Origin of the sequence: Bacillus cereus (genome assembly GCF_002561295.1) — a bacterium.
GTDB classification, from domain to species: Bacteria; Bacillota; Bacilli; order Bacillales; family Bacillaceae_G; genus Bacillus_A; species Bacillus_A cereus_S.
Genome location: NZ_NTUG01000020.1, coordinates 18,858 through 38,837 on the forward strand (window position 1 = coordinate 18,858; position 19,980 = coordinate 38,837).

Here is a 19,980-nt window from a genome sequence, read left to right on the forward strand (position 1 = left end):
ACATAAAGTACACAATTAAGTGTAGGAAAAGCATCATTTAGTGTCAACGTTTATTTTCTAGGAAGAGAAGGGGAATTTCTCAGAAATGCTAAACGTTGACAGGGCTTTCGTTTGAGGTGTATCTTAAAATCAAGCGTATTTATGACTATTTTTCGCCCATAGGGGGGAGATTCTGTGATTCAGACGAAACAAAAAGATTTACAAGAAATAATTACTACAACAATTACACGTGCGACGAATGAAAAAACATTAGTCAGTGTTGTAAAACAAATAGATTGGATAGATCCGCTTCTTTTTTATGCAGCAGGAAATAGGATTGCATCCGAAAATAGATGTTATTTTGCAGACCCAGCTCAGCATGTTATATTTGCGGGCATTGGCTCTGTTTTCACTATAGCAAACTCTGCTGACAAACGCTTTCAAAATGCTTATGAAGAGTGGAATAAAGTGCAGGGAAAAGCGATTGTACACAGGGAAGAGTATGAATTTGGAACGGGCCCACTCTTATTTGGTGGCTTTTCATTTGATCCAGAAAAAGAGCAAACGGACCTTTGGAAAGAATTTAAAGATACAACATTATCGTTACCCGCTTTTCTTTTAACCGTGAAACATGAGAAAGCATGGTTAACAATCAATACATTTATTTCAGCTGAGGACTCTGCACAGAAGGTTTATGAGGAAATTGTTTCTGTAGAAGAAAGAATTTTACAAGAGTGTAAAGAACCGCTTACAGAAGAGAAATTAACAGTAACTTCTAAAGTAGAAGTGGATCCAAAGGGCTGGATGAATGCGATTGTAAAAGTGCAGGATGAAATGAGAAAAGGAAGCGTACAGAAGGTTGTGTTAGCAAGAGAACTAAAACTAGTGATGGATCAAAAGATTGATTCTGCTCGTGTTTTAGAAGCGCTTCGCATCGGTCAACCAGATTGTTACGTATTTTCCTTCGATTATAAAGGAACGTGCTTCTTAGGCGCAACGCCTGAAAGATTAATCCGAAAAGAAGACGAGCGATTTACATCGATGTGCCTTGCTGGTTCCATTGGTCATGGTAATTCTATAGAAGAAAGTAAACGAAATGGAAAGATGCTTCTTCATGATGAAAAGAATTTAGAGGAGCATGGTTACGTAGTGAATATGATTCGCGGCGTATTAGATGAACATTGCGAATCCGTTAATATTCCGCAACGCCCAGGATTATTAACAACAAAAAATTTACTACATTTGTATACACCAGTTGAAGCGAAAGGTGATGCATCCCTTTTGAAAATGGTAGAAGAACTACACCCAACGCCCGCTCTTGGTGGCACACCTCGCCACGAAGCGATGAGACTCATTCGGGATGTAGAGTTATTAGATAGAGGATTGTACGGAGCACCAATCGGTTGGATAGACGAAAAAGGGAATGGTGAATTTGCAGTAGCACTGCGCTGCGGATTATTAAATGGTGATAAGGCTTCCTTATTTGCCGGTTGCGGTATTGTGATTGATTCTGTCCCGCAGCTTGAATATGAAGAAACAAGTTTGAAGTTTAGACCGATGCTTGGTGCTTTGGAGGAATTGATGAAATGAATAATCATATAGAAGCATTATCATATTATTTGGGCGCGTTTGTGGACGAACTGGCGCGTCTAAATGTATATGATGTTGTCATTAGTCCAGGTTCACGGTCAACGCCACTTGCCTTACTAATGGAGCAACATGAACAAATCAAAACGTATTTGCATGTAGATGAACGATCCGCTGCATTCTTTGCGCTCGGCATTGCGAAAGCGAAGAAGCGTCCAGTAGCGATTTTATGCACATCAGGAACGGCGGCAGCAAATTATTATCCAGCAGTTTGTGAAGCTTTTCATTCACGTGTACCACTGCTTGTTTTAACAGCGGATAGACCACATGAACTAAGAGATGTTGGTGCACCGCAAGCAATGAATCAATTGCATTTATATGGTTCTTTTGTAAAACAGTTTATGGAGATGGCACTGCCAGAAGCTAGAGAGCCTATGTATCATTATGCCCGTATGACAGCTGGGCGTGCAGTTGCAAGTGCATTGCTGGCGCCTAAGGGACCTGTCCATATTAACTTCCCGCTTCGGGAACCACTCATTCCTGACTTTTCTTTAGAGAATCTATGGGAAAAAGGTCGAGGTGAATATACAGGGGCAGTTCATCAAGGAAACATGACGATGACGAGTGAATATGTAAGTTCTCTTACAGAGCACCTTTTGAGTATGGAAAAGGGGCTTATTGTGTGTGGAGACGATAGCCATCCAGAGATTGCGGAAGCAATTACGCAGTTTGCTGAGAAAACGGGATATCCGATTTTAGCAGATCCGCTTTCAGGTCTTAGAAGCGGCGAGCATGATAAATCAATGGTAATGGATTGCTACGATACATTTTTACGAAATGAGTTGTTAAAGGATACATGGAAGCCAGAAGTAATTATTCGTTTCGGTGGAATGCCTGTATCAAAAGCATTAACACAATATATAAAGAAACAAAAGACTGCTGTTCATATTGTTGTAGATGAGTCAGGGGAATGGAGAGATCCAGCTCTTGTGGCGACAGAAGTTGTATGTGCAAGTGATGTTTCTTTTTGTAAAGCAATGATAGATCATATGCAAAAGCGAGAAAAGAATGATTGGTACGGGATGTGGAAACATATAAACGATGCAACGAAGGAACAGCTTCGTGAAGTCGAAATATATGAAACTGCATTTGAAGGAAAAGTCATTACAGATATCGCACATGTATTGCCAGAGGAAGCGACTTTATTTGTTAGTAACAGTATGCCAATTCGCGATACAGATACGTTCTTCTTTGCAACAGATAAAAAAGTGAATGTCATGGCCAACCGTGGTGTGAATGGAATTGATGGAATTATTTCAACAGCTCTAGGAGCAAGTACGGTTTATGAACCACTTGTGTTAGTAATCGGTGATTTATCATTTTATCATGATTTAAATGGACTACTAGCAGCAAAATTACATCATTTAAACATAACAATTGTTGTTGTCAATAATGATGGTGGTGGCATTTTCTCATTCTTACCACAATATGAGTCAAAAGAGCATTTTGAATCATTATTCGGAACGCCGCTTGGACTTGATTATGAACATGTTGTAAACATGTACGGTGGTTCATTTGCACGTGTAAATGGTTGGGACGCATTTCGTAACGAAGTGCAAAAGGGAACAACTGAAAAAGGACTACACGTTGTAGAAATTTGTACGAATCGTGACGAAAACTTAAAGTTTCATCGTGATTTATGGACGCGTACATCGAAAGTTGTTACGGGAATTTTGCAAGGTGAAGAGGAATGAAAGTAACGCTAGAAGGTGTAAAGTATGAGTATGAAGTGGTAGGAAGCGGAGAACCCCTTCTACTTCTTCATGGTTTTACAGGAAGCATGGAAACGTGGCGTCCATTTATTCCTTCATGGAGTAAGCAGTTCCAAGTCATCATAGTTGACCTTGTTGGACATGGAAAAACGGAAAGCCCTGAGGAACTTACGCATTATGATATTCAAAACGTAGCATTGCAAATGACGGCGCTACTCGATCTTTTGCATATTGAAAAAGCGCATATCCTAGGCTATTCGATGGGCGGAAGGCTTGCGATTACGATGGCATGCTTATATCCAGGTCGTGTGCAATCTCTTTTATTAGAAAATTGCACAGCTGGACTTGAGATGGAGTCGGACCGTCAAGAACGCTGCATGAAAGATGGGCAGCTGGCAGAGCGGATTGAATTAGAAGGAATAGAAGCTTTCGTAAATATGTGGGAACATATTCCGTTATTTACAACGCAAAAAAACTTACGAGAAGATGTGAAAGAAGCGGTTCGAAAAGAGAGACTCGCTAATGATCCAAGAGGACTTGCAAATAGTCTTAGAGGTATGGGAACAGGAGCACAGCCTTCATGGTGGAATCAGCTTGAAAAGCTCAAAATGCCTGTGTTGTTAATGAATGGAGAGCACGATCAAAAGTTTTTTCACATCTTAAAAAACATACAAAAACGCATCCCGCACGCGAAATTTGTCAAAATTGATGGGGCTGGCCATGCAATTCATGTGGAACAACCGCAAAAGTTTGGTACAATAGTAGAGGGATTTCTAAAAACTATGCAGTGACACTTTATTCTTTTGAGGAAAGTAGCACTTATAGAGTGGTTAATGGGTAACCATTGGCACAATAAAAAGGAGGTAAAGTAATGGCTATTGAATGGGTAAAAGAAGGCAATTACGAAGATATTATTTATTCAACATACAATGGTATCGCAAAGATTTCGATTAACCGTCCTGAAGTACATAACGCATTCCGTCCGAAAACGGTAATGGAGTTAATCAATGCTTTTGCACACGCTCGTGATGATGCAAATGTTGGCGTTATCATTTTAACTGGGGAAGGTGGACGTGCATTCTGTTCAGGCGGCGACCAAAAAGTTCGCGGTCATGGCGGATATGTAGGTGAAGACCAAATCCCACGATTAAACGTATTAGACTTACAACGTTTAATCCGCGCAATCCCTAAACCAGTTATCGCAATGGTAGCAGGTTATGCAATTGGTGGTGGACACGTACTTCATATCGTATGTGACTTAACAATCGCAGCAGACAACGCAGTATTTGGACAAACTGGTCCTAAAGTAGGAAGCTTTGATGGCGGATACGGTGCTGGTTATTTAGCTCGTATGGTAGGTCATAAGAAAGCTCGTGAAATTTGGTACTTATGCCGCCAATACAGTGCGCAAGAGGCACTTGATATGGGCTTAGTAAACACAGTTGTACCATTAGATCAATTAGAAGCAGAAACAGTACAATGGGCAGAAGAAATCTTAGCGAACAGCCCAATGGCACTTCGTTTCTTAAAAGCTGCATTCAATGCAGATACAGACGGTTTAGCTGGTATCCAGCAACTAGCGGGAGATGCAACGTTATTGTACTACACAACTGACGAAGCAAAAGAAGGCCGCGACGCGTTCAAAGAAAAACGCCGTCCAGACTTCGGACAATTCCCTCGTTTCCCGTGATTAAAGCGAAGCCGACTGTTTAGACCCGTCGGCTAAGGTTCTTTCGCACAGAAAGTGATTTTTACTTTCTCGTGCGGAAGGTTCTTAGACGCAAGGGTCTAGGAGGCGTAGCTGGATAGGATTAAAAGCGGAAGCGGCTCGTTCAGAATGTGAGGGGGATGGAGCTTCTGACGAAGAGGCGCAGTTTGCCTCGCAGGAAGAAGCGAAGCCACCGAACATTCTAGCCGCTGTAGCTGGATAAGATCAAAAGCGGAAGCGGCTCGTTGAGAACAAGAGGACGTTGGAACTCCTGACGAAGAGGCGTCGTTTGCCTCGCAGGCGTGAAACGACCGACTGTTCTAGCCGCTGCAGCTAGATGAAATCCAAAGCGGAAACAAAAAAGAGACTTGATTATATCAAGTCTCTTTCTTTCATGAAAGGAGAATGGGTAATGGATACGATGCCGAATTGGTTAAAGCAACGTGCATTTTTAACGCCGGAGCGTACTGCAATTGAAACAAAAGAGGAGACGATTGCATTTTTAGAACTGCATGAGAAAGTAGTATCTGTTTGTGAACACTTTTCACACTTACAAATAGAAAAAGGTCAAAAAGTGGCTGTTCTGATGAAAAATAGTATCCAGATGATTACGGTAATCCATGCCTTGTCTTATATAGGGGCAGTTGCTGTACTTTTGAATACGCGTCTTTCAAGAGAAGAGCTACTTTGGCAAATGGACGATGCTGAAGTTGTTTGCTTAGTAACGGACCAAAAATTTGAATCAGACCAGGTATCAGTATATGCATTTGAAAAAGTAATGGATGGACCGAAGCGAATGGCAGTGATTCAAGAGGAGTTTTCTTTAGAAGAACCGATGACAATTATTTATACGTCAGGAACAACTGGGAAGCCAAAGGGGGTTATCTTAACATACGGTAATCACTGGGCGAGTGCCGTTGGATCGTCACTTAATTTAGGGCTTCGTGATGATGATTGTTGGTTAGCGTGTATGCCGATGTTTCATGTAGGCGGATTATCTCTTTTAATGAAAAATGTAATGTACGGTATGAGAGTTTTGCTTGTTCCGAAATATGAACCTGATTTTATTCATGAAGCAATCAAAACAAGAGGAGTAACAATCATATCGGTCGTCTCTAAAATGCTGACGGACTTATTAGAAAGACTTGGGGAAGAAACATATCCGAGTTCTTTACGCTGCATGTTGTTAGGCGGGGGACCAGCACCAAGGCCATTATTAGAAATATGTGTAGCGAAAGGAATTCCTGTATATCAAACGTATGGAATGACAGAGACATCTTCGCAAATTTGTACGTTATCAGCTGATTACATGTTAACGAAAGTCGGTTCAGCAGGAAAGCCTCTTTTCCAATGTCAGCTTCGCATTGAAAATGATGGTAAGGTTGTACCGCCGAATGTAGAAGGAGAAATTGTTGTAAAAGGGCCTAATGTAACACATGGCTATTTTAAACGAGAAGACGCGACGCGTGAAACGATACAGGGCGGCTGGCTTCATACTGGTGACCTTGGTTATTTAGATGAAGAAGGATTCTTATATGTATTAGACCGCCGCAGTGATTTAATTATTTCAGGTGGAGAAAATATTTATCCTGCGCAAATTGAGGAAGTGTTGCTTGCACACCCTATGGTCGCAGAAGCGGGCATTGTTGGAAAAGTGGATGAACAGTGGGGGCAAGTGCCAGCTGCCTTTATTGTCAAAGCAGGCGATGTAACAGAAGAAGAGATTATCCATTTTTGCAAAGAAAAACTAGCAAAGTATAAAGTACCAAAAGAAGTACATTTCTTACATGAGTTACCACGTAATGCTTCGAAAAAACTACTAAGACGGGAATTAAGGAAGCTTTTGGAGGAGATGTAAATGGAAATAAAAAAGGCGACACTTTATGTAACAGAAATGCCTCTTGTCATTCCTTTTGCCGCAAGTTATGGTACGTATGAAAAACGGGAAAGTATTGTGATTGAGCTAGAGGATACGGATGGATATATTGGTTTTGGGGAAGTTGTTGCTTTTAGCGAGCCATGGTACACAGAAGAAACAGTAACAACGGCACTTCATATGCTTCAAGATTTTTTATTGCCAGATTTACTGAAAGCAGAAGTTACGCATCCAAATGAAATTCCTGATCTCTTTCAGCATATAAAGCGGAACCGGATGGCGAAAGCGGGAATAGAAGGTGCTGTGTGGGATTTGTATGCGAAACGTCAAAACAAATCGTTAGCGACTTTACTTGGAGGAACGCAGCGAGAAATTGAAGTTGGCGTTGTGATTGGTTTAGATACAATTCCGAATATGTTAAAGCGAATTGAAATGTATGCAGCAGAAGGATACAAGCGATTTAAAGTGAAAATCAAGCCGGAACTTGATTATGAGCTATTGAAGGAAATACGAAAAGCATTTCCTAAGATTCCATTAATGGCAGATGCCAATTCAGCGTATACATTAGCGGACACGGAGCGCTTAAAAAGATTAGATGAATTTCAGTTAATGATGATTGAGCAGCCTTTAGCTGATAACGATTTTCTTGATCACGCTAAGCTTCAAAAACAAATAGAAACACCTATTTGTTTGGATGAAAGTATTCATAGTCTAGAAGACGCAAGGGTCGCAATTACACTAGGCAGTTGCCGCATCATAAATATTAAACCAGGGCGAGTTGGTGGATTAACTGAGTCGATTCAAATCCATGATTATTGTCGGGATCACGGCATTCCTGTTTGGTGCGGTGGTATGGTTGAAATGGGAATTTCACGTGCACAAAATATTGCGCTAGCATCTCTTCCAAACTTTACGATTCCTGGGGATATTTCAGCTTCGAGCAGGCACTGGGAACGAGATATTATTTCACCAGAAGTAACATTGCAAGAAGGAAAAGTGCTTGTTCCAAATGGGACTGGGTTTGGATATGACGTAAATCGGGAAAGACTAGAAGAGATAACAAAAAAGCGGATTGTATGTGAGAGGTGAACAGATGAGGCGGCAAGAAGATATGTTGCAAGTTATACAGGCATATTTGTTACAGGTGTCATTTGTAAAAGTTGCATATATTTTTGGGCCTCAAGTAAGAAAAGAAGGAATAGAGCATTATAATTATCATATCGCAATTGAAACGAAGAATGTTTCGTACAGACAATTTCAGTGGCTATGTTTTGAGTTGACAGAAGAGCTAGAGGGAAGAGAGAAATTTGATGTAGTACATTTAAATGCGATCTCCAATCAACAATTAAAAAAACGTATTCTGCGAGAAGGAAAGCTGTTTGTACAGCGTATATAGAAAGCCTCCGATAATTGAATTATCGGAGGCTTTTTTGTATTGATATATTTATCCCGCATTAACGGGCAGTAATACTCCCACCTCAAAATTCGGCGATAGCAATGTCCAGCTCTAGCGGCTAAAATCTCCAGCCGTTTCGCTCCCTCGGACGAGGCAAAAAGCGCCTCTNNAAGTTTCACTTTATTTTGAATTTCCGACATATAAGCAAAGGATATGAAAATAAAAGGTGACCTGTACTTTTTATGTTTTTGTTTTCACATGGCATGGGGCTAAAAAAGGAACTGATCGCTTCTATGCATGGCTGGATGCTCTCCCACCTAAAAGGAAAGGTAAAGTGGATCTAACGGTATCTCGTCGCGAAACAAGCCTGTTTTTTTAAAACCAAGCTCCCGATCTCCCATATAAACATAATATAAATGGAATCCACTCATTAAGAACAATATGATCTTGTTCCTAATGATACTAAAGGAGGAATAGAGTAATGAGTGATAAGTGCGATGACAGACATGACCATCACCATAGACACGGCTGCGGCGGCGGTTTTGCGCTTCTAATTGTATTGTTTATTCTATTAATCATCATCGGTGCTAGCTGCTTTGGCGGTGGCGGCGGCGGTTGTGGTTATGGCTATGGCGGCGGTTTCGGTGGCGGCTATGGTGGATACTGCTGTTAACTTGAAAAACTATTGAAAATAGCCTTGTGCATGATGCACAAGGCTATTTTATTCATAGTTTGATGTGTTGTGATAATTTTGTTATATACAGGGAACGGATGAGGAAAAAGAAAATAATCTCAATAATCCCAAATAGGGTAAGTACAAATAAAAATTCTTTGAATAAAGAAATTGTGAGCATGTTTTGTAAAAACTGAATTGCAAATATTGCATGGATAGTAGCAACTATATAAGGTACAAAGAATAAAATAGCCAATTGGATTGTTACAGAGCGAAACATTTCAGATTCTGTTAATCCAATTTTTGTAATGGCAATATACTTTTGTTCTTCCCTTGTTAAATCGTTATACATACGGAAATACAAGACACTTGCTGCTCCAATAAAGAAGATAACACCGAGAAACGTTCCAATAAAGAAACTAGAAACATTACTTTGTTTACTGTTTGCAAGCGCATCACTAGCTGTAGTAAGCCCAAAGGAGAGCGCAACATGTTCTTCTGTATCGTTGCTTTTAATAAGATTGTCTCGATCTTTAGCGATCTGATCATTTATATTTTTTGTAGGAATAAGAGTATCTTCCCAGTTTTCAACAAGATAGTTATAAATGGTCATCGTTTCGATATGTGGAACCTCGTTATCAAATGCAGCATCTGCCATCACAATTGTATGTGGAAGGGTATATTGCGGCTCGACACCGCTCTTTAAAAATCCCTTAATGTGAAATTCTTTTTTGTTTGATTCTAAGGTTAATGTTTCTTTCTTTGCAAATGGATTGGTTATTAAATTTAATAACGCTGGTGAATATCTAGAGATGCTAAACACTTCGTTCTCATGTAACTGGATTTCTGGCTTGTTCAATAATTTTGCTAGTGTATTATAATCACTTATTTTCATAAGCATAATAGGTTCTTCTTGTGCGTTATCTTTTAGAACTGTAAATTTATATTTTTGATATTGAAATCCATGATTTGTAAGCTCTCGTTCAATTGTAGCAATATGTTTTTGTTCAAATATATTTCCTACTGTAGATGTATATGTGAACGGAACAGGGTATTGTTCTAAAATTGCTGCTTTCGTGTAATTATTCGTAGCAAAGAGCGGTGTAATAATTGTAAAAGCAAGCGCAGATAGCATAGTCACAATAAAGAGCATATTAATATTGCCACGCGTACGCGCAGTTAAATCTGAAATCCATAACATATTTATTTGTTTCATATAAAACTTTCTTCTCTTTTTTAAAACAAATATGAAGAGAAGGAAGGTTTGAGAAAAGAATAGATAGGTTCCGATTACTACAAGCGGCAAAATGGATAACATGATTAGGAACACGGAACCATCTGCTACATTTTCTTGCGTGATATACCCTTGTGGATATCCAGCGATATAATAGCATAATCCTAAACAAGCTAAAGCAAATAAAGAAATAGCAATAGAAGGGCGGTTTTCTTTTTTTTGCTTTTGATCCCCTTTTATAATATGCATTGTTTTACGCGTACGAATAAATGTAGGCGTAAACGTAGACACGATAAAAAATAGAACAATGAAAGTTACGGTCGTTGCAGTAATTGCCTTTGTTGGCCAATATAAATAGAGGCCTGTTGTACCTGTTATTTTTGATGTAACAAGTAGAAAAAAGTTAGAAAAAACAAGCCCACCTTGAATACCAACGAAAATGGCTAATAATCCAATGAGCATATTTTCCATAAAAACAAGTCGTTTTAATTGTTTCTTAGAAATACCAAGAACGGTTAAAATCCCAAATTGTTTTTTACGTACATTCAAAAATGTTCCAAGCGAATATAGTAAGAAAAAGAACGAGAACATGACGATAACAAATTGTGCCATTCCGATTAGATTCATTAAAGGTCCTTGTTCATGTAAGTTCTGTAAAAGCGGATGGTACGAGTATACAGTCAGTGAAAAGAAAACCATGATCGAAAAAGCACTGCTTACAAAATAAGCAAAATATGCTTTCGAATTGCGCATGACATTTTTAAATGCAAATTGCCAAAATGTCATCCACGTCTTCCTCCTAATAATGCCAATACATCTAATATTTCTTGATAGAACTTTTCGCGATATAATCCGCGGTGCAATTCATTGTAAAGTTCACCATCTTTAATAAAAATAACGCGATTGCAATAGCTAGCAGCAAAAGGATCATGAGTAACCATTAAGATGGTTGCTTGTTCTTCTTTATTTAATTTTGTAAATAACTCCATTACATCAATCGCCGCTTTTGAATCTAAATTTCCTGTTGGCTCATCAGCAAGTAAGAGTGATGGATGATGAATGACAGCACGAGCTACGGCGGTACGTTGCGCTTGTCCACCAGAAACTTCAAAAATTCGTTTATTTAAAATATGATCAATTCCAAGTTTTTTGGAAATGTGATCAAGTTTTTCATCCATTTCTTTTAGCGGAATATTATCTAATGTTAATGGTAATACGATATTTTCACCGATTGTTAACGTATCTAATAAGTTAAAATTTTGAAAGACAAACCCTAATTCTTGGCGACGAAAAACAGCTAATTTTTCATGGCGGAACGTGTGAGGCTCTTTTCCGTTAATAAACACCTCGCCAGCAGTAGGGGAATCAATCGTTGAAATTACATTTAAGAAAGTGGATTTACCGCTCCCAGAAGGCCCCATAATTGCGACAAACTCACCTTTATCTACATGTAAATTGATGTTTTTTAAAGCGGTATGAGGGACTTTTCCCTCATACACTTTTGATACATTTTTTATGTGTAATACTTCTTCCATAAAACTCACCTTTCTAGCCCTCAAAGCTTAATATGTTGCGATAATTTTTGCATATATAGAGAACGAATTAACAAGAAAAAGATGATCTCAACGGTTCCAAAAATCATAAGGACAACCGTAACTTCAGCAAATAAAGATAGATTCATGATTTCTTGTAACATTCTTGCGGCAAACATTGTATGAATAGATGCCATAATATATGGAACAAAGAATAAAATTGCCAGTTGAATCGTAGCAGAGTGTTTCATTTCAGATTCTGTTAATCCGATTTTTGTAACGGTAATATATTTTTCTTGTTCATTTGTTAAATCTGTATACATACGGAAATAAAGTACACTTCCAGCTCCAATGAAGAAAATAACGCCAAGGAACGTACCAATTAAGAAGAATGAAGCGGCCCCTAATTTAATCTCGTATAGCGTGCTACTCGCTTCGTTCATAAGAAATAAAGGTTCTTCAGATGGAATGGTTCTTCGATCTTTCGCAAATTTATCAAGATACTCCGCAGCGATTTCATTTGTCTTTTCCCAGTCTTTTACTTGAAAACTATAAAGTGTCATATGCTTCATATGATTTGATAAAGCCTGCACTGTATCATCAGATAGAATCAGTATTTGTGATGTCCAGCCAGTCGGTATCACATTAATCATTTCGTAACCTTTTACATGTAATGTAAGTGCATTTTGAGAAAGTGTGATGCTCTTTTGTTTAAACTCTTCTTGCATTGGACTTAATATGTTTTGATATCCATATCCAGGTAATATATATGTTTCATTCTGTTTTACAAAAAGTTTCTTACGATGTAAAGCAGTAGCCAATTTGTTATAGTCACTTTCTTTTAGTACATAGGCTTCCTGTTCATAAGGATTTATTTCATTCTTTTGCAATGAAACTGCATATAAATCTGTTTTGAATTTTTTATATGAAAATTGTTCCTCACTAAGCCGTTTTTCTAACCAGTCCATATGCTGCGTGGCAAGTGGATTAGCGTCGTATGAAAGGTAGGAGAATGGAAATGGACTATTGTTCGTAACATCGAATTTCATAAACTTCCCAAACCCATATATGAATGTAATCATTGTAAACGCAAGGGTAGATAGCATTGCTACAATAAATAGCATATTAATATTTGTACGAATGCGGCTTGCTAAATCAGAAATCCAAAGCATATTGATTCGCTTCATATAAAATTTTCTTCGCTTTTTTAATATGCGAATGAGCAGGAAACTAATTTGTGAAAAGAAAAGGTAAGTTCCCATCGCAACGAGTGATGGAATAACGAAAACACTAGAAACTATGTATAGACCTCCTATGTCTGAACCGAGTGATACAAAGTATTTAGGATTTCCGGCTAGTACATAACCTGATATTAAACAGATAGCTCCAAACAAAGAAATTAGGATGGATGGCTTTCGTTCTTTTTGTTTCAAGTTTCCTTCTTTTAGAAGGCGCACTGTTTTTCTTGTGCGAATAAGCGTAGGAGTGAAAGCCGATACAACGATAAAGAGTCCTAGAAAGATGACAGCTGTTAAAATAATTGCTTTTGTTGGCCAATATAAATAGAGCCCAGGAGCATATGTAATCTTTGCTGTTACCAATAAGAAAAATTGTGAAAATACAAGTCCAAATTGAATCCCGAAGAAGATGGATAATAATCCAATTAACATATTTTCCAGGAAAACAAGCCGTTTCAATTGTTTTCTTGATATTCCTAAAACGGTTAACACGCCAAATTGTTTTTTTCGAACTTTTAAAAACGTACCGATGGAATAAAGTAAGAAGAAAAATGAGAAGAACACAATGACTACTTCTGAAAATATCATTAATCCTGAAATTCCATTAACTACGCTAGAATTCTGTAACCGAGGATGAAATAAATACACTGCAAATGAAAAGAACACAGCAATGGAAAAAGCACTGCTTACAAAGTAAGCGAAATAAGCTCTAGAATTTCGTGTTACGTTTTTAAATGCAAATTGCCAAAAAGTCATGCTGTATACCTCCAAATTGAAGATAACGTTTGAGTCATGTTGCAAAAAATGTATGAGAGTAAGTTCTCATACATTTTTCCGAAATGTATTATGTTCATTCTTCTGTCACCTTCCCTGCGTCATCGTCCGTTTGATTATTCGCAGTGTTATGGAAGATGATTTTAATACTCGTTCCGTTTCCAACTTCAGAGTCTAATTTCACAGAATGACCTAAATAAGAGCAAATCTTGCTTACAATATAAAGCCCCATACCAGTCGATTCTCCGAAAGTACGTCCATTTTTCCCTGTGTAAAATGGCTCAAATACTCTTCGAATGTCTTCCTGAGGGATACCAACACCTTCATCACGAACTTCTAAAATAATGTCTTTTCCGTTTCGGTAAGCAGATAAGAAGACCTTTTTTCCACGCTCACCAGAATAACGAACCGCATTCGTCATTAACTGATAAATAATGAATTTAAGCCACTTGGCATCAGAGGCAACCATAAGATCAGAATGAACTTCTAGAACAGGGAAGACTCCGTTCCGAATAAAGAGTTCTTTTAAGCCATTAATATTTTTAGTTACGACATCTTTCAATGAAATGGTTTCAACGTGGAAATCTTTATGGAAGTTATTGAGCCTTGCCATATATAATGCCATATCAAGTCCTTGGTTTAATCTTTCTAGTTCTTTCTTAAACTTAGGAATGAGGTGCTCATCTTCCATTTCAAGTACCATAAGCTGCATAACAGAAACGGGTGTTTTCATTTGATGCACCCAGTGGTTAATAAACAGTTGATGTTCTTGTTGTTTTACTTCATATGTTTGCAGCTCTTTTTGGAATAGGCGATATTGTGTACGAACAAGCTCGTTTACGCCGTGCGGCATAGGAGCGGTTGCTCTTTCAATAAAAGCATCTTCCATTTTTTCCGGTGGTTCACTTAACCTGTGATACATTCTACGATTACGAACATAACGATAAGCAAGGAAGCAAATAAATAAATATAAACTTAATACAATAAAGTAGAACTTGTTGTTTTGGAATCCGTCTACTGCATCATAGAGAATAAAAATGATACCGAAGTTTAATGCATATAATAGAAAAAATGCAAAATGATCACGCAAAAATAACTTCATGCTTATTCACTCCAAGTTGTGTTAAAACGATACCCTAATCCACGTACTGTTTCAATGGCATTTTCAATTCCAAGTTCATTAAATTTCTTACGAAGACGTGTAATGTTTACGTTTAATGTATTTTCTTCAACGAAGCTTTCATCATCCCAAAGAGCAGCTAATAAATCTTCACGACTTGCTGTACGAGGGAATTTAGACAAAAGCATTTCAGCTAAGATTGCTTCTTTCTTTGTAAGAAGAACTTGCTCCGCTCCGAAATGAATTTCTGGTCGTTCAGGGAATAATTTTAAACCTTCTACTTCAACGATACGTTCTGAAATATTTGGTGCATAGTCACCGTAAATACGGCGTAATTGTCCTTTAATTTTCGCCATCACAACATCGTAGTGGAATGGTTTTGTAATATAATCATCCGCACCGCTCTCAATTGCCATAATTTGTTCCATCTCACCGGCACGAGCAGAAATGAAAATAATCGGGCAAGTAGATTCATGACGGATTTGACGACACCAGTAGAAGCCATCGAACTTTGGTAAGTTTACATCAAGTAATACTAGATGTGGTTTCACTCGATTAAAAGAGTCCATAATATCATCAAAGTTATCTGCAACAATTGCTTCATAACCGTATTTTTGAATATGAGATTGTAGTAAAGACGAGATATTTGGATCGTCTTCAACGATTAAAATTTTATACATGAATATATTCCTCCTAAAAAACAATTGTAGCTATAGTGTACCATGTGTTTCTTGTCTTTTCATTATCCCGCTTTAACGGGAAGTAGTATTCTCACATCAAAGTTCCGCGAACGCAAAGAAGTTAGGTAGGAGATAAATTGTCCGTAAAAGTCCGATTGGTGAGGGCTAATAATTAGTGGAGGCAGAAAATCCCACTGATTAAAGTTTCACTTTACCTTGAAAAGAGAGCTAGTAAACAGTATAGGCAAAAGTGGAAAAAGTAAAAAGGGTCATGGATATAATTGACAATTACTGTTTTTTATTTTAACATTTAGATAAATATCTAAATGTCTAATTATCGAAAGGAAGAAAGACATTGAATCAAGCATTTAAAGCATTAGCAGACCCAACAAGGCGGAAAATTTTGGACTTATTAAAAGAAGGCGATTTAACAGCTGGAGAAATCGCTGAACATTTCAATATGACAAAGCCAAGTATTTCACATCATTTAAGTGCGCTCAAAAACGCTGAACTCATTCAAGATGAAAAAAGAGGGCAATTTGTTGTGTACTCTTTAAACACAACTGTTTTTCAAGATTTATTAACATGGGTGTTTACGTTTACGAATAAAGGGGGAGAGGGGCAATGAAGAAGCATGTGTTTCCGATTGGATTAATTGCGCTAACGCTTATCGCATGGTGTGTAGCGTGGCCTTATTTACCAGAGGAGATTCCGAGTCATATGAATGTCTCTGGTGAAGTAGATGGCCATATGTCGAAAATGGGAATGATGATTTTTGACGTAGCGATTATGGGATTCATATACGCTCTATTTACGTTATTACCAAAAATAGACCCGAAGTACGCGAACTACAAAAAGTTTCCGAAAGCACTTGTGATCATGAATGGGGCTATTATATTTTTCTTATTTGCCAATAACATGATGACACTTGTAAATGCTTTAGGTTATAACGTTCCAATTGGGATAGTTATGAACGTAATGCTGGGAATTTTGTTTATTGTACTCGGCAATTATATGCAGCAATGTAAGCCGAATTTTTTCATGGGGATTAAAACGCCATGGACATTAAGTAGCGAGGAAGTATGGAGAAAAACACATCGGTTAGGATCAAAAATTATGATGGTTGGCGGCATTATAATTATACTTGCTGCATTTCTTCCAGGAACATGGAAGATGATTAGTGTGCTAGGTGTTACGACATTCATTGTTGTTAGTACAATGATATATTCGTATGTTGCTTATAAGAAGGAAATGGGAGCTTGATAGAAGTGCAAGATTTATAGGAGGGAAGATGATGAAAAAACACCTTTTTGCAATTATATTAATTTTGACAACATGCCTAGCATGGGCATTTGCATGGACACATTTGCCAGATACAATTGCAACGCACTGGAACGGGGGCACTGCTGATGGATTTTCATCAAAATTAACTGGAATGATGTCTATGGTGGGAGTCATGGTAGGGTGTTATATTCTTTTAAATGTTATACAAAAGATTGATCCTAAGAAAGAAAACTATGAAAAGTTCTCGAAAGCTTTGTTGATTATAAATAATGGCTTGCTAGTTGTTTTATTTATCGGAAACATAGATATTATCGCAAGTGGATTAGGTTATAACGTATTTATTAATAGAGTTCCAGAGTTACTTGTCGGTATTTTATTTTTAATTATCGGTAACTATTTACCGCAATGTAAGCCAAACTTTTTCGTTGGTATGCGTAATCCGTGGACACTGAGTAATGAAGAAGTATGGCGCAAGACACACCGCTTTAGCGGAAAAGTATTTGTAGTTTTAGGACTTGTGATGATTGTCAGTATTGCCCTGCCAGCTGAATGGAGATCTTATATGATGCTTGCAATCATATTAGTTGCTGTAGTGGTGACGAATTTATATTCTTATCTTCTATATAAAAAGGAAATGCACGTATAGATTAGCTAACGTTTGTAGAAAAGTTAGTATGCATAATATGTAGTAGGAATGAAGTCTTACTCCATATTATTTCAAGGTTTTATATCTGAATTTTTCGACAAAGTAAAACTTCAATTAGTGGGAGTATTACAGCTCGTTCATGCGGGATAAAATTTATAGTGTTTGGAGGAGAGGACATGTTAGAAATCATCAACTTTAGTAAAACCTACAAAGGTGGAAAAAAGGCGGTAGATGATTTGAGTTTAACTGTTCAAGCAGGTGATATATTCGGGTTTATCGGACATAACGGTGCCGGAAAAAGTACGACCATTAAGTCACTAGTAGGCGTAATAGATTTCGAGGAGGGGGGAATTTTTGTTGATGGACGTTCAGTAAAGAAGGACCCGATTGCATGTAAGAAAATCATGGCATATATTCCTGATAATCCGGATTTATATGAACAATTAACAGGGATTCAATATTTGAATTTTGTTGCCGATATTTTTGGAGTGCCTGCAATAGAAAGAGAAGAGCGGATACCAAAGTATGGAGATGCTTTTGAAATTACACCATATTTAGGGGATTTAATTTCATCTTACTCGCACGGTATGAAACAAAAAGTAGCGATTATATCGGCAGTTGTTCATCGCCCAAAATTGTTGGTTTTAGATGAGCCTTTTGTTGGGCTAGATCCAAAGGCAGCTCTTGTACTGAAAGGGATGATGAAAGAACTTTGTGAATCAGGAAGTGCAATTTTTTTCTCAACTCATGTATTAGATGTAGCAGAGAAGTTATGTAGTAAGATAGCGATGATTCATAAAGGGAAACTCGCAATTTCAGGGGAGGTAAAGTCTCTAACAAAGGAATATTCATTAGAAGAGCTGTTTATGAAGGTGCTCGCCAATGAAAAGTAATATGCTAGCTCTTTTAAAAATCCGTCTCATTACGCAGCTCGGCCTCAATACGTTTCAATATGAAAAAGATAGGAAAAAGAAGAGGAATAAAATTTTTATTTCAGCAACGATTGTATTCCTTTTTGTTATGTTGATGCTATATAGCGGAGCTTCAGCATATGGATTCGTACAACTCGGAATAGGAGAAGTTATTCCAGTTTATGCATTTGTGATTAGCAGTTTATTCGTTTTGGTTTTCACTATATTTAAGGCGAATGGAGAGCTTTTTGCTTTTAGAGATTATGATTTTTTAATGTCGTTGCCGATTAGCGTAAGTACTGTCATTACTAGTAAATTCTTATATTTGTACGTGCTAAATACGTTGTTTTCAATCATCATTATGCTACCAATGGGGGCTGTTTATTGCATATATGAGAACCCACCAATATCTTTCTATTTCATGTGGTTCATTACATTGTTCACAGTATCATTAGTGCCAACAACAATTGCAGCAGTTTTTGGGGCAGGTATTACCGCAATCGCATCTAAATTTAAACATGCGAATAAAGTCACTACTATTTTAAGTTTAATAGCGATGATTATCTTTGGTTTCTTTATGTTCAAGCAGGGAAATGCAAAATATAGTTTGACTGATATTGAAGGGATTGGAGTTATCATTTCAGAGCAATTGCTGAAAGTGTATCCACTCGCTCATATGTTTCAAGAGGCAATTGTTGATACGGATGTTATAGCTTTTATTCTTTTTGTTAGCATATCATTTATTTGGTATTATCTTTTCGTCAAAATACTCTCTTATAAATATAAGCAAATCAATACAGGAATTTCTACACACTATATGCGCTCAGATTACAAGATTGATCGGATGAAGAAAGAAAAAGCATTGATTGCACTATATAAAAAGGAGCAGAAGCGCTTTTTTTCTTCTACCGTATATGTAATAAATATTGGCATGGGAGTGATTATGGCAGTTATATTTTCACTTGCAGTGGTTGTTGTAGGACCAAGTCAATTTATTGGATACCCTGGAATCGAAATGCTTTTACAAAAGATTGCCCCATTTGTTGTTTCGGCAATGATTGCAATGACATGTACAACGTGTGTGTCATTGTCGCTTGAAGGAAAAAACGTATGGATTATGAAGTCACTCCCTCTGACACCGAAAATGATTTATGACAGCAAAATTCTCATGAACCTTTCACTGAGTATACCTACATCCATTATTAGCGCCATTCTTATGATAATCGGTTTAAAGCCGGATATTTGGACTGCTATTTTACTCATCATTACGCCAATTGCCTATTCATTCTTTTCAGCTGTATGGGGGATTTTTATTAATAATCGATTTGGGTATTATGACTGGGTGTCAGAAACGCAAGTGATAAAACAAAGCATGGGAGCTTTTCTTGGTATGTTTGGAGGCATGGTGATGGCGGTTATACCAGCCTTGTTAATAGGTACTGCTGTGATATCAAACCATAGCATGTTTACTTTTGTAGTTGTTGTAATGATTTCGATTATGACTGCAGTATTGTATAACAATGAGTCTAAGAGAAAGATAATGTAAATGTTAGTTTAAAAAGCTATCTCC

The 19,980-nt window shown here is 37.6% G+C and carries 18 protein-coding genes; 13 read left to right on the forward strand and 5 right to left on the reverse strand.

The window, feature by feature from the left end:
* Nucleotides 1-174: 174 nt before the first annotated feature.
* From CN373_RS13145 to CN373_RS13185, 8 genes are all read left to right on the forward strand, one after another.
* A complete protein-coding gene (locus tag CN373_RS13145) occupies nucleotides 175-1,569 on the forward strand; it encodes an isochorismate synthase (RefSeq protein WP_098359489.1) in 1,395 nt (464 codons plus the stop codon).
* Nucleotides 1,566-3,320: a 2-succinyl-5-enolpyruvyl-6-hydroxy-3-cyclohexene-1-carboxylic-acid synthase gene (menD, locus tag CN373_RS13150; protein WP_098359490.1), complete on the forward strand. Its 1,755-nt coding sequence runs from the start codon at nucleotides 1,566-1,568 to the stop codon at nucleotides 3,318-3,320. The genes CN373_RS13145 and menD overlap by 4 nt, the downstream gene beginning before the upstream one ends.
* Entirely contained in the window at nucleotides 3,317-4,129 is an 813-nt protein-coding gene (gene menH / locus CN373_RS13155) for a 2-succinyl-6-hydroxy-2,4-cyclohexadiene-1-carboxylate synthase (protein ID WP_000869136.1), read from the forward strand. Before menD ends, menH begins: the two co-directional genes overlap by 4 nt.
* An 80-nt stretch (nucleotides 4,130-4,209) precedes the next feature.
* Nucleotides 4,210-5,028 carry a 1,4-dihydroxy-2-naphthoyl-CoA synthase gene (gene menB, locus CN373_RS13160; protein ID WP_000963889.1) on the forward strand — a complete coding sequence of 273 codons (819 nt, stop codon included), beginning with the start codon at nucleotides 4,210-4,212 and terminating at the stop codon, nucleotides 5,026-5,028.
* A gap of 439 nt (nucleotides 5,029-5,467) precedes the next feature.
* Nucleotides 5,468-6,904: an o-succinylbenzoate--CoA ligase gene (locus tag CN373_RS13170; protein WP_430794185.1), complete on the forward strand. Its 1,437-nt coding sequence runs from the start codon at nucleotides 5,468-5,470 to the stop codon at nucleotides 6,902-6,904.
* On the forward strand, nucleotides 6,905-8,011 hold the full coding sequence (menC, locus tag CN373_RS13175) for an o-succinylbenzoate synthase (RefSeq protein ID WP_000403322.1): 1,107 nt from the start codon (nucleotides 6,905-6,907) through the stop codon (nucleotides 8,009-8,011).
* A gap of 4 nt (nucleotides 8,012-8,015) precedes the next feature.
* Nucleotides 8,016-8,318, forward strand: a complete 303-nt coding sequence (locus tag CN373_RS13180; protein ID WP_001254178.1) for a nucleotidyltransferase domain-containing protein — start codon at nucleotides 8,016-8,018, stop codon at nucleotides 8,316-8,318.
* Between the two features lie 481 nt (nucleotides 8,319-8,799).
* Nucleotides 8,800-8,991, forward strand: coding sequence for a YjcZ family sporulation protein (locus CN373_RS13185; RefSeq protein ID WP_001280568.1), 192 nt, complete (start codon nucleotides 8,800-8,802; stop codon nucleotides 8,989-8,991).
* Nucleotides 8,992-9,043: 52 nt separating this feature from the next.
* Here CN373_RS13185 and CN373_RS13190 read toward each other — a convergent pair whose 3' ends face one another.
* From CN373_RS13190 to CN373_RS13210, 5 genes are all read right to left on the reverse strand, one after another.
* The gene (locus CN373_RS13190; protein WP_098359492.1) at nucleotides 9,044-11,011 is read right to left on the reverse strand and encodes an FtsX-like permease family protein; all 1,968 of its coding nucleotides are present in this window, start codon (nucleotides 11,009-11,011) and stop codon (nucleotides 9,044-9,046) included.
* Complete coding sequence (locus CN373_RS13195; protein WP_000393246.1) at nucleotides 11,008-11,760, reverse strand: ABC transporter ATP-binding protein; 753 nt, start codon at nucleotides 11,758-11,760, stop codon at nucleotides 11,008-11,010. Before CN373_RS13195 ends, CN373_RS13190 begins: the two co-directional genes overlap by 4 nt.
* Before the next feature lie 20 nt (nucleotides 11,761-11,780).
* Complete coding sequence (locus CN373_RS13200; RefSeq protein WP_098359493.1) at nucleotides 11,781-13,751, reverse strand: ABC transporter permease; 1,971 nt, start codon at nucleotides 13,749-13,751, stop codon at nucleotides 11,781-11,783.
* A gap of 94 nt (nucleotides 13,752-13,845) precedes the next feature.
* The gene (locus CN373_RS13205) at nucleotides 13,846-14,871 is read right to left on the reverse strand and encodes a sensor histidine kinase (RefSeq protein WP_098359494.1); all 1,026 of its coding nucleotides are present in this window, start codon (nucleotides 14,869-14,871) and stop codon (nucleotides 13,846-13,848) included.
* A 2-nt stretch (nucleotides 14,872-14,873) separates the two neighbouring features.
* Nucleotides 14,874-15,569, reverse strand: coding sequence for a response regulator transcription factor (locus CN373_RS13210; protein WP_000276734.1), 696 nt, complete (start codon nucleotides 15,567-15,569; stop codon nucleotides 14,874-14,876).
* Nucleotides 15,570-15,924: 355 nt separating this feature from the next.
* Between CN373_RS13210 and CN373_RS13215 the strand changes: the two genes are divergently transcribed.
* The 5 genes from CN373_RS13215 to CN373_RS13235 all read left to right on the forward strand — a co-directional run bounded on the left by CN373_RS13215 (nucleotide 15,925) and on the right by CN373_RS13235 (nucleotide 19,956).
* Nucleotides 15,925-16,197, forward strand: coding sequence for an autorepressor SdpR family transcription factor (locus CN373_RS13215; RefSeq protein ID WP_001070533.1), 273 nt, complete (start codon nucleotides 15,925-15,927; stop codon nucleotides 16,195-16,197).
* The gene (locus CN373_RS13220; protein WP_000716701.1) at nucleotides 16,194-16,832 is read left to right on the forward strand and encodes an SdpI family protein; all 639 of its coding nucleotides are present in this window, start codon (nucleotides 16,194-16,196) and stop codon (nucleotides 16,830-16,832) included. The genes CN373_RS13215 and CN373_RS13220 overlap by 4 nt, the downstream gene beginning before the upstream one ends.
* Before the next feature lie 31 nt (nucleotides 16,833-16,863).
* Nucleotides 16,864-17,499: an SdpI family protein gene (locus CN373_RS13225; protein ID WP_000716340.1), complete on the forward strand. Its 636-nt coding sequence runs from the start codon at nucleotides 16,864-16,866 to the stop codon at nucleotides 17,497-17,499.
* A 176-nt stretch (nucleotides 17,500-17,675) separates the two neighbouring features.
* Nucleotides 17,676-18,392, forward strand: a complete 717-nt coding sequence (locus CN373_RS13230) for an ABC transporter ATP-binding protein (protein ID WP_098359495.1) — start codon at nucleotides 17,676-17,678, stop codon at nucleotides 18,390-18,392.
* A complete protein-coding gene (locus tag CN373_RS13235; RefSeq protein ID WP_098359496.1) occupies nucleotides 18,382-19,956 on the forward strand; it encodes a putative ABC transporter permease subunit in 1,575 nt (524 codons plus the stop codon). The genes CN373_RS13230 and CN373_RS13235 overlap by 11 nt, the downstream gene beginning before the upstream one ends.
* Nucleotides 19,957-19,980 lie beyond the last annotated feature (24 nt).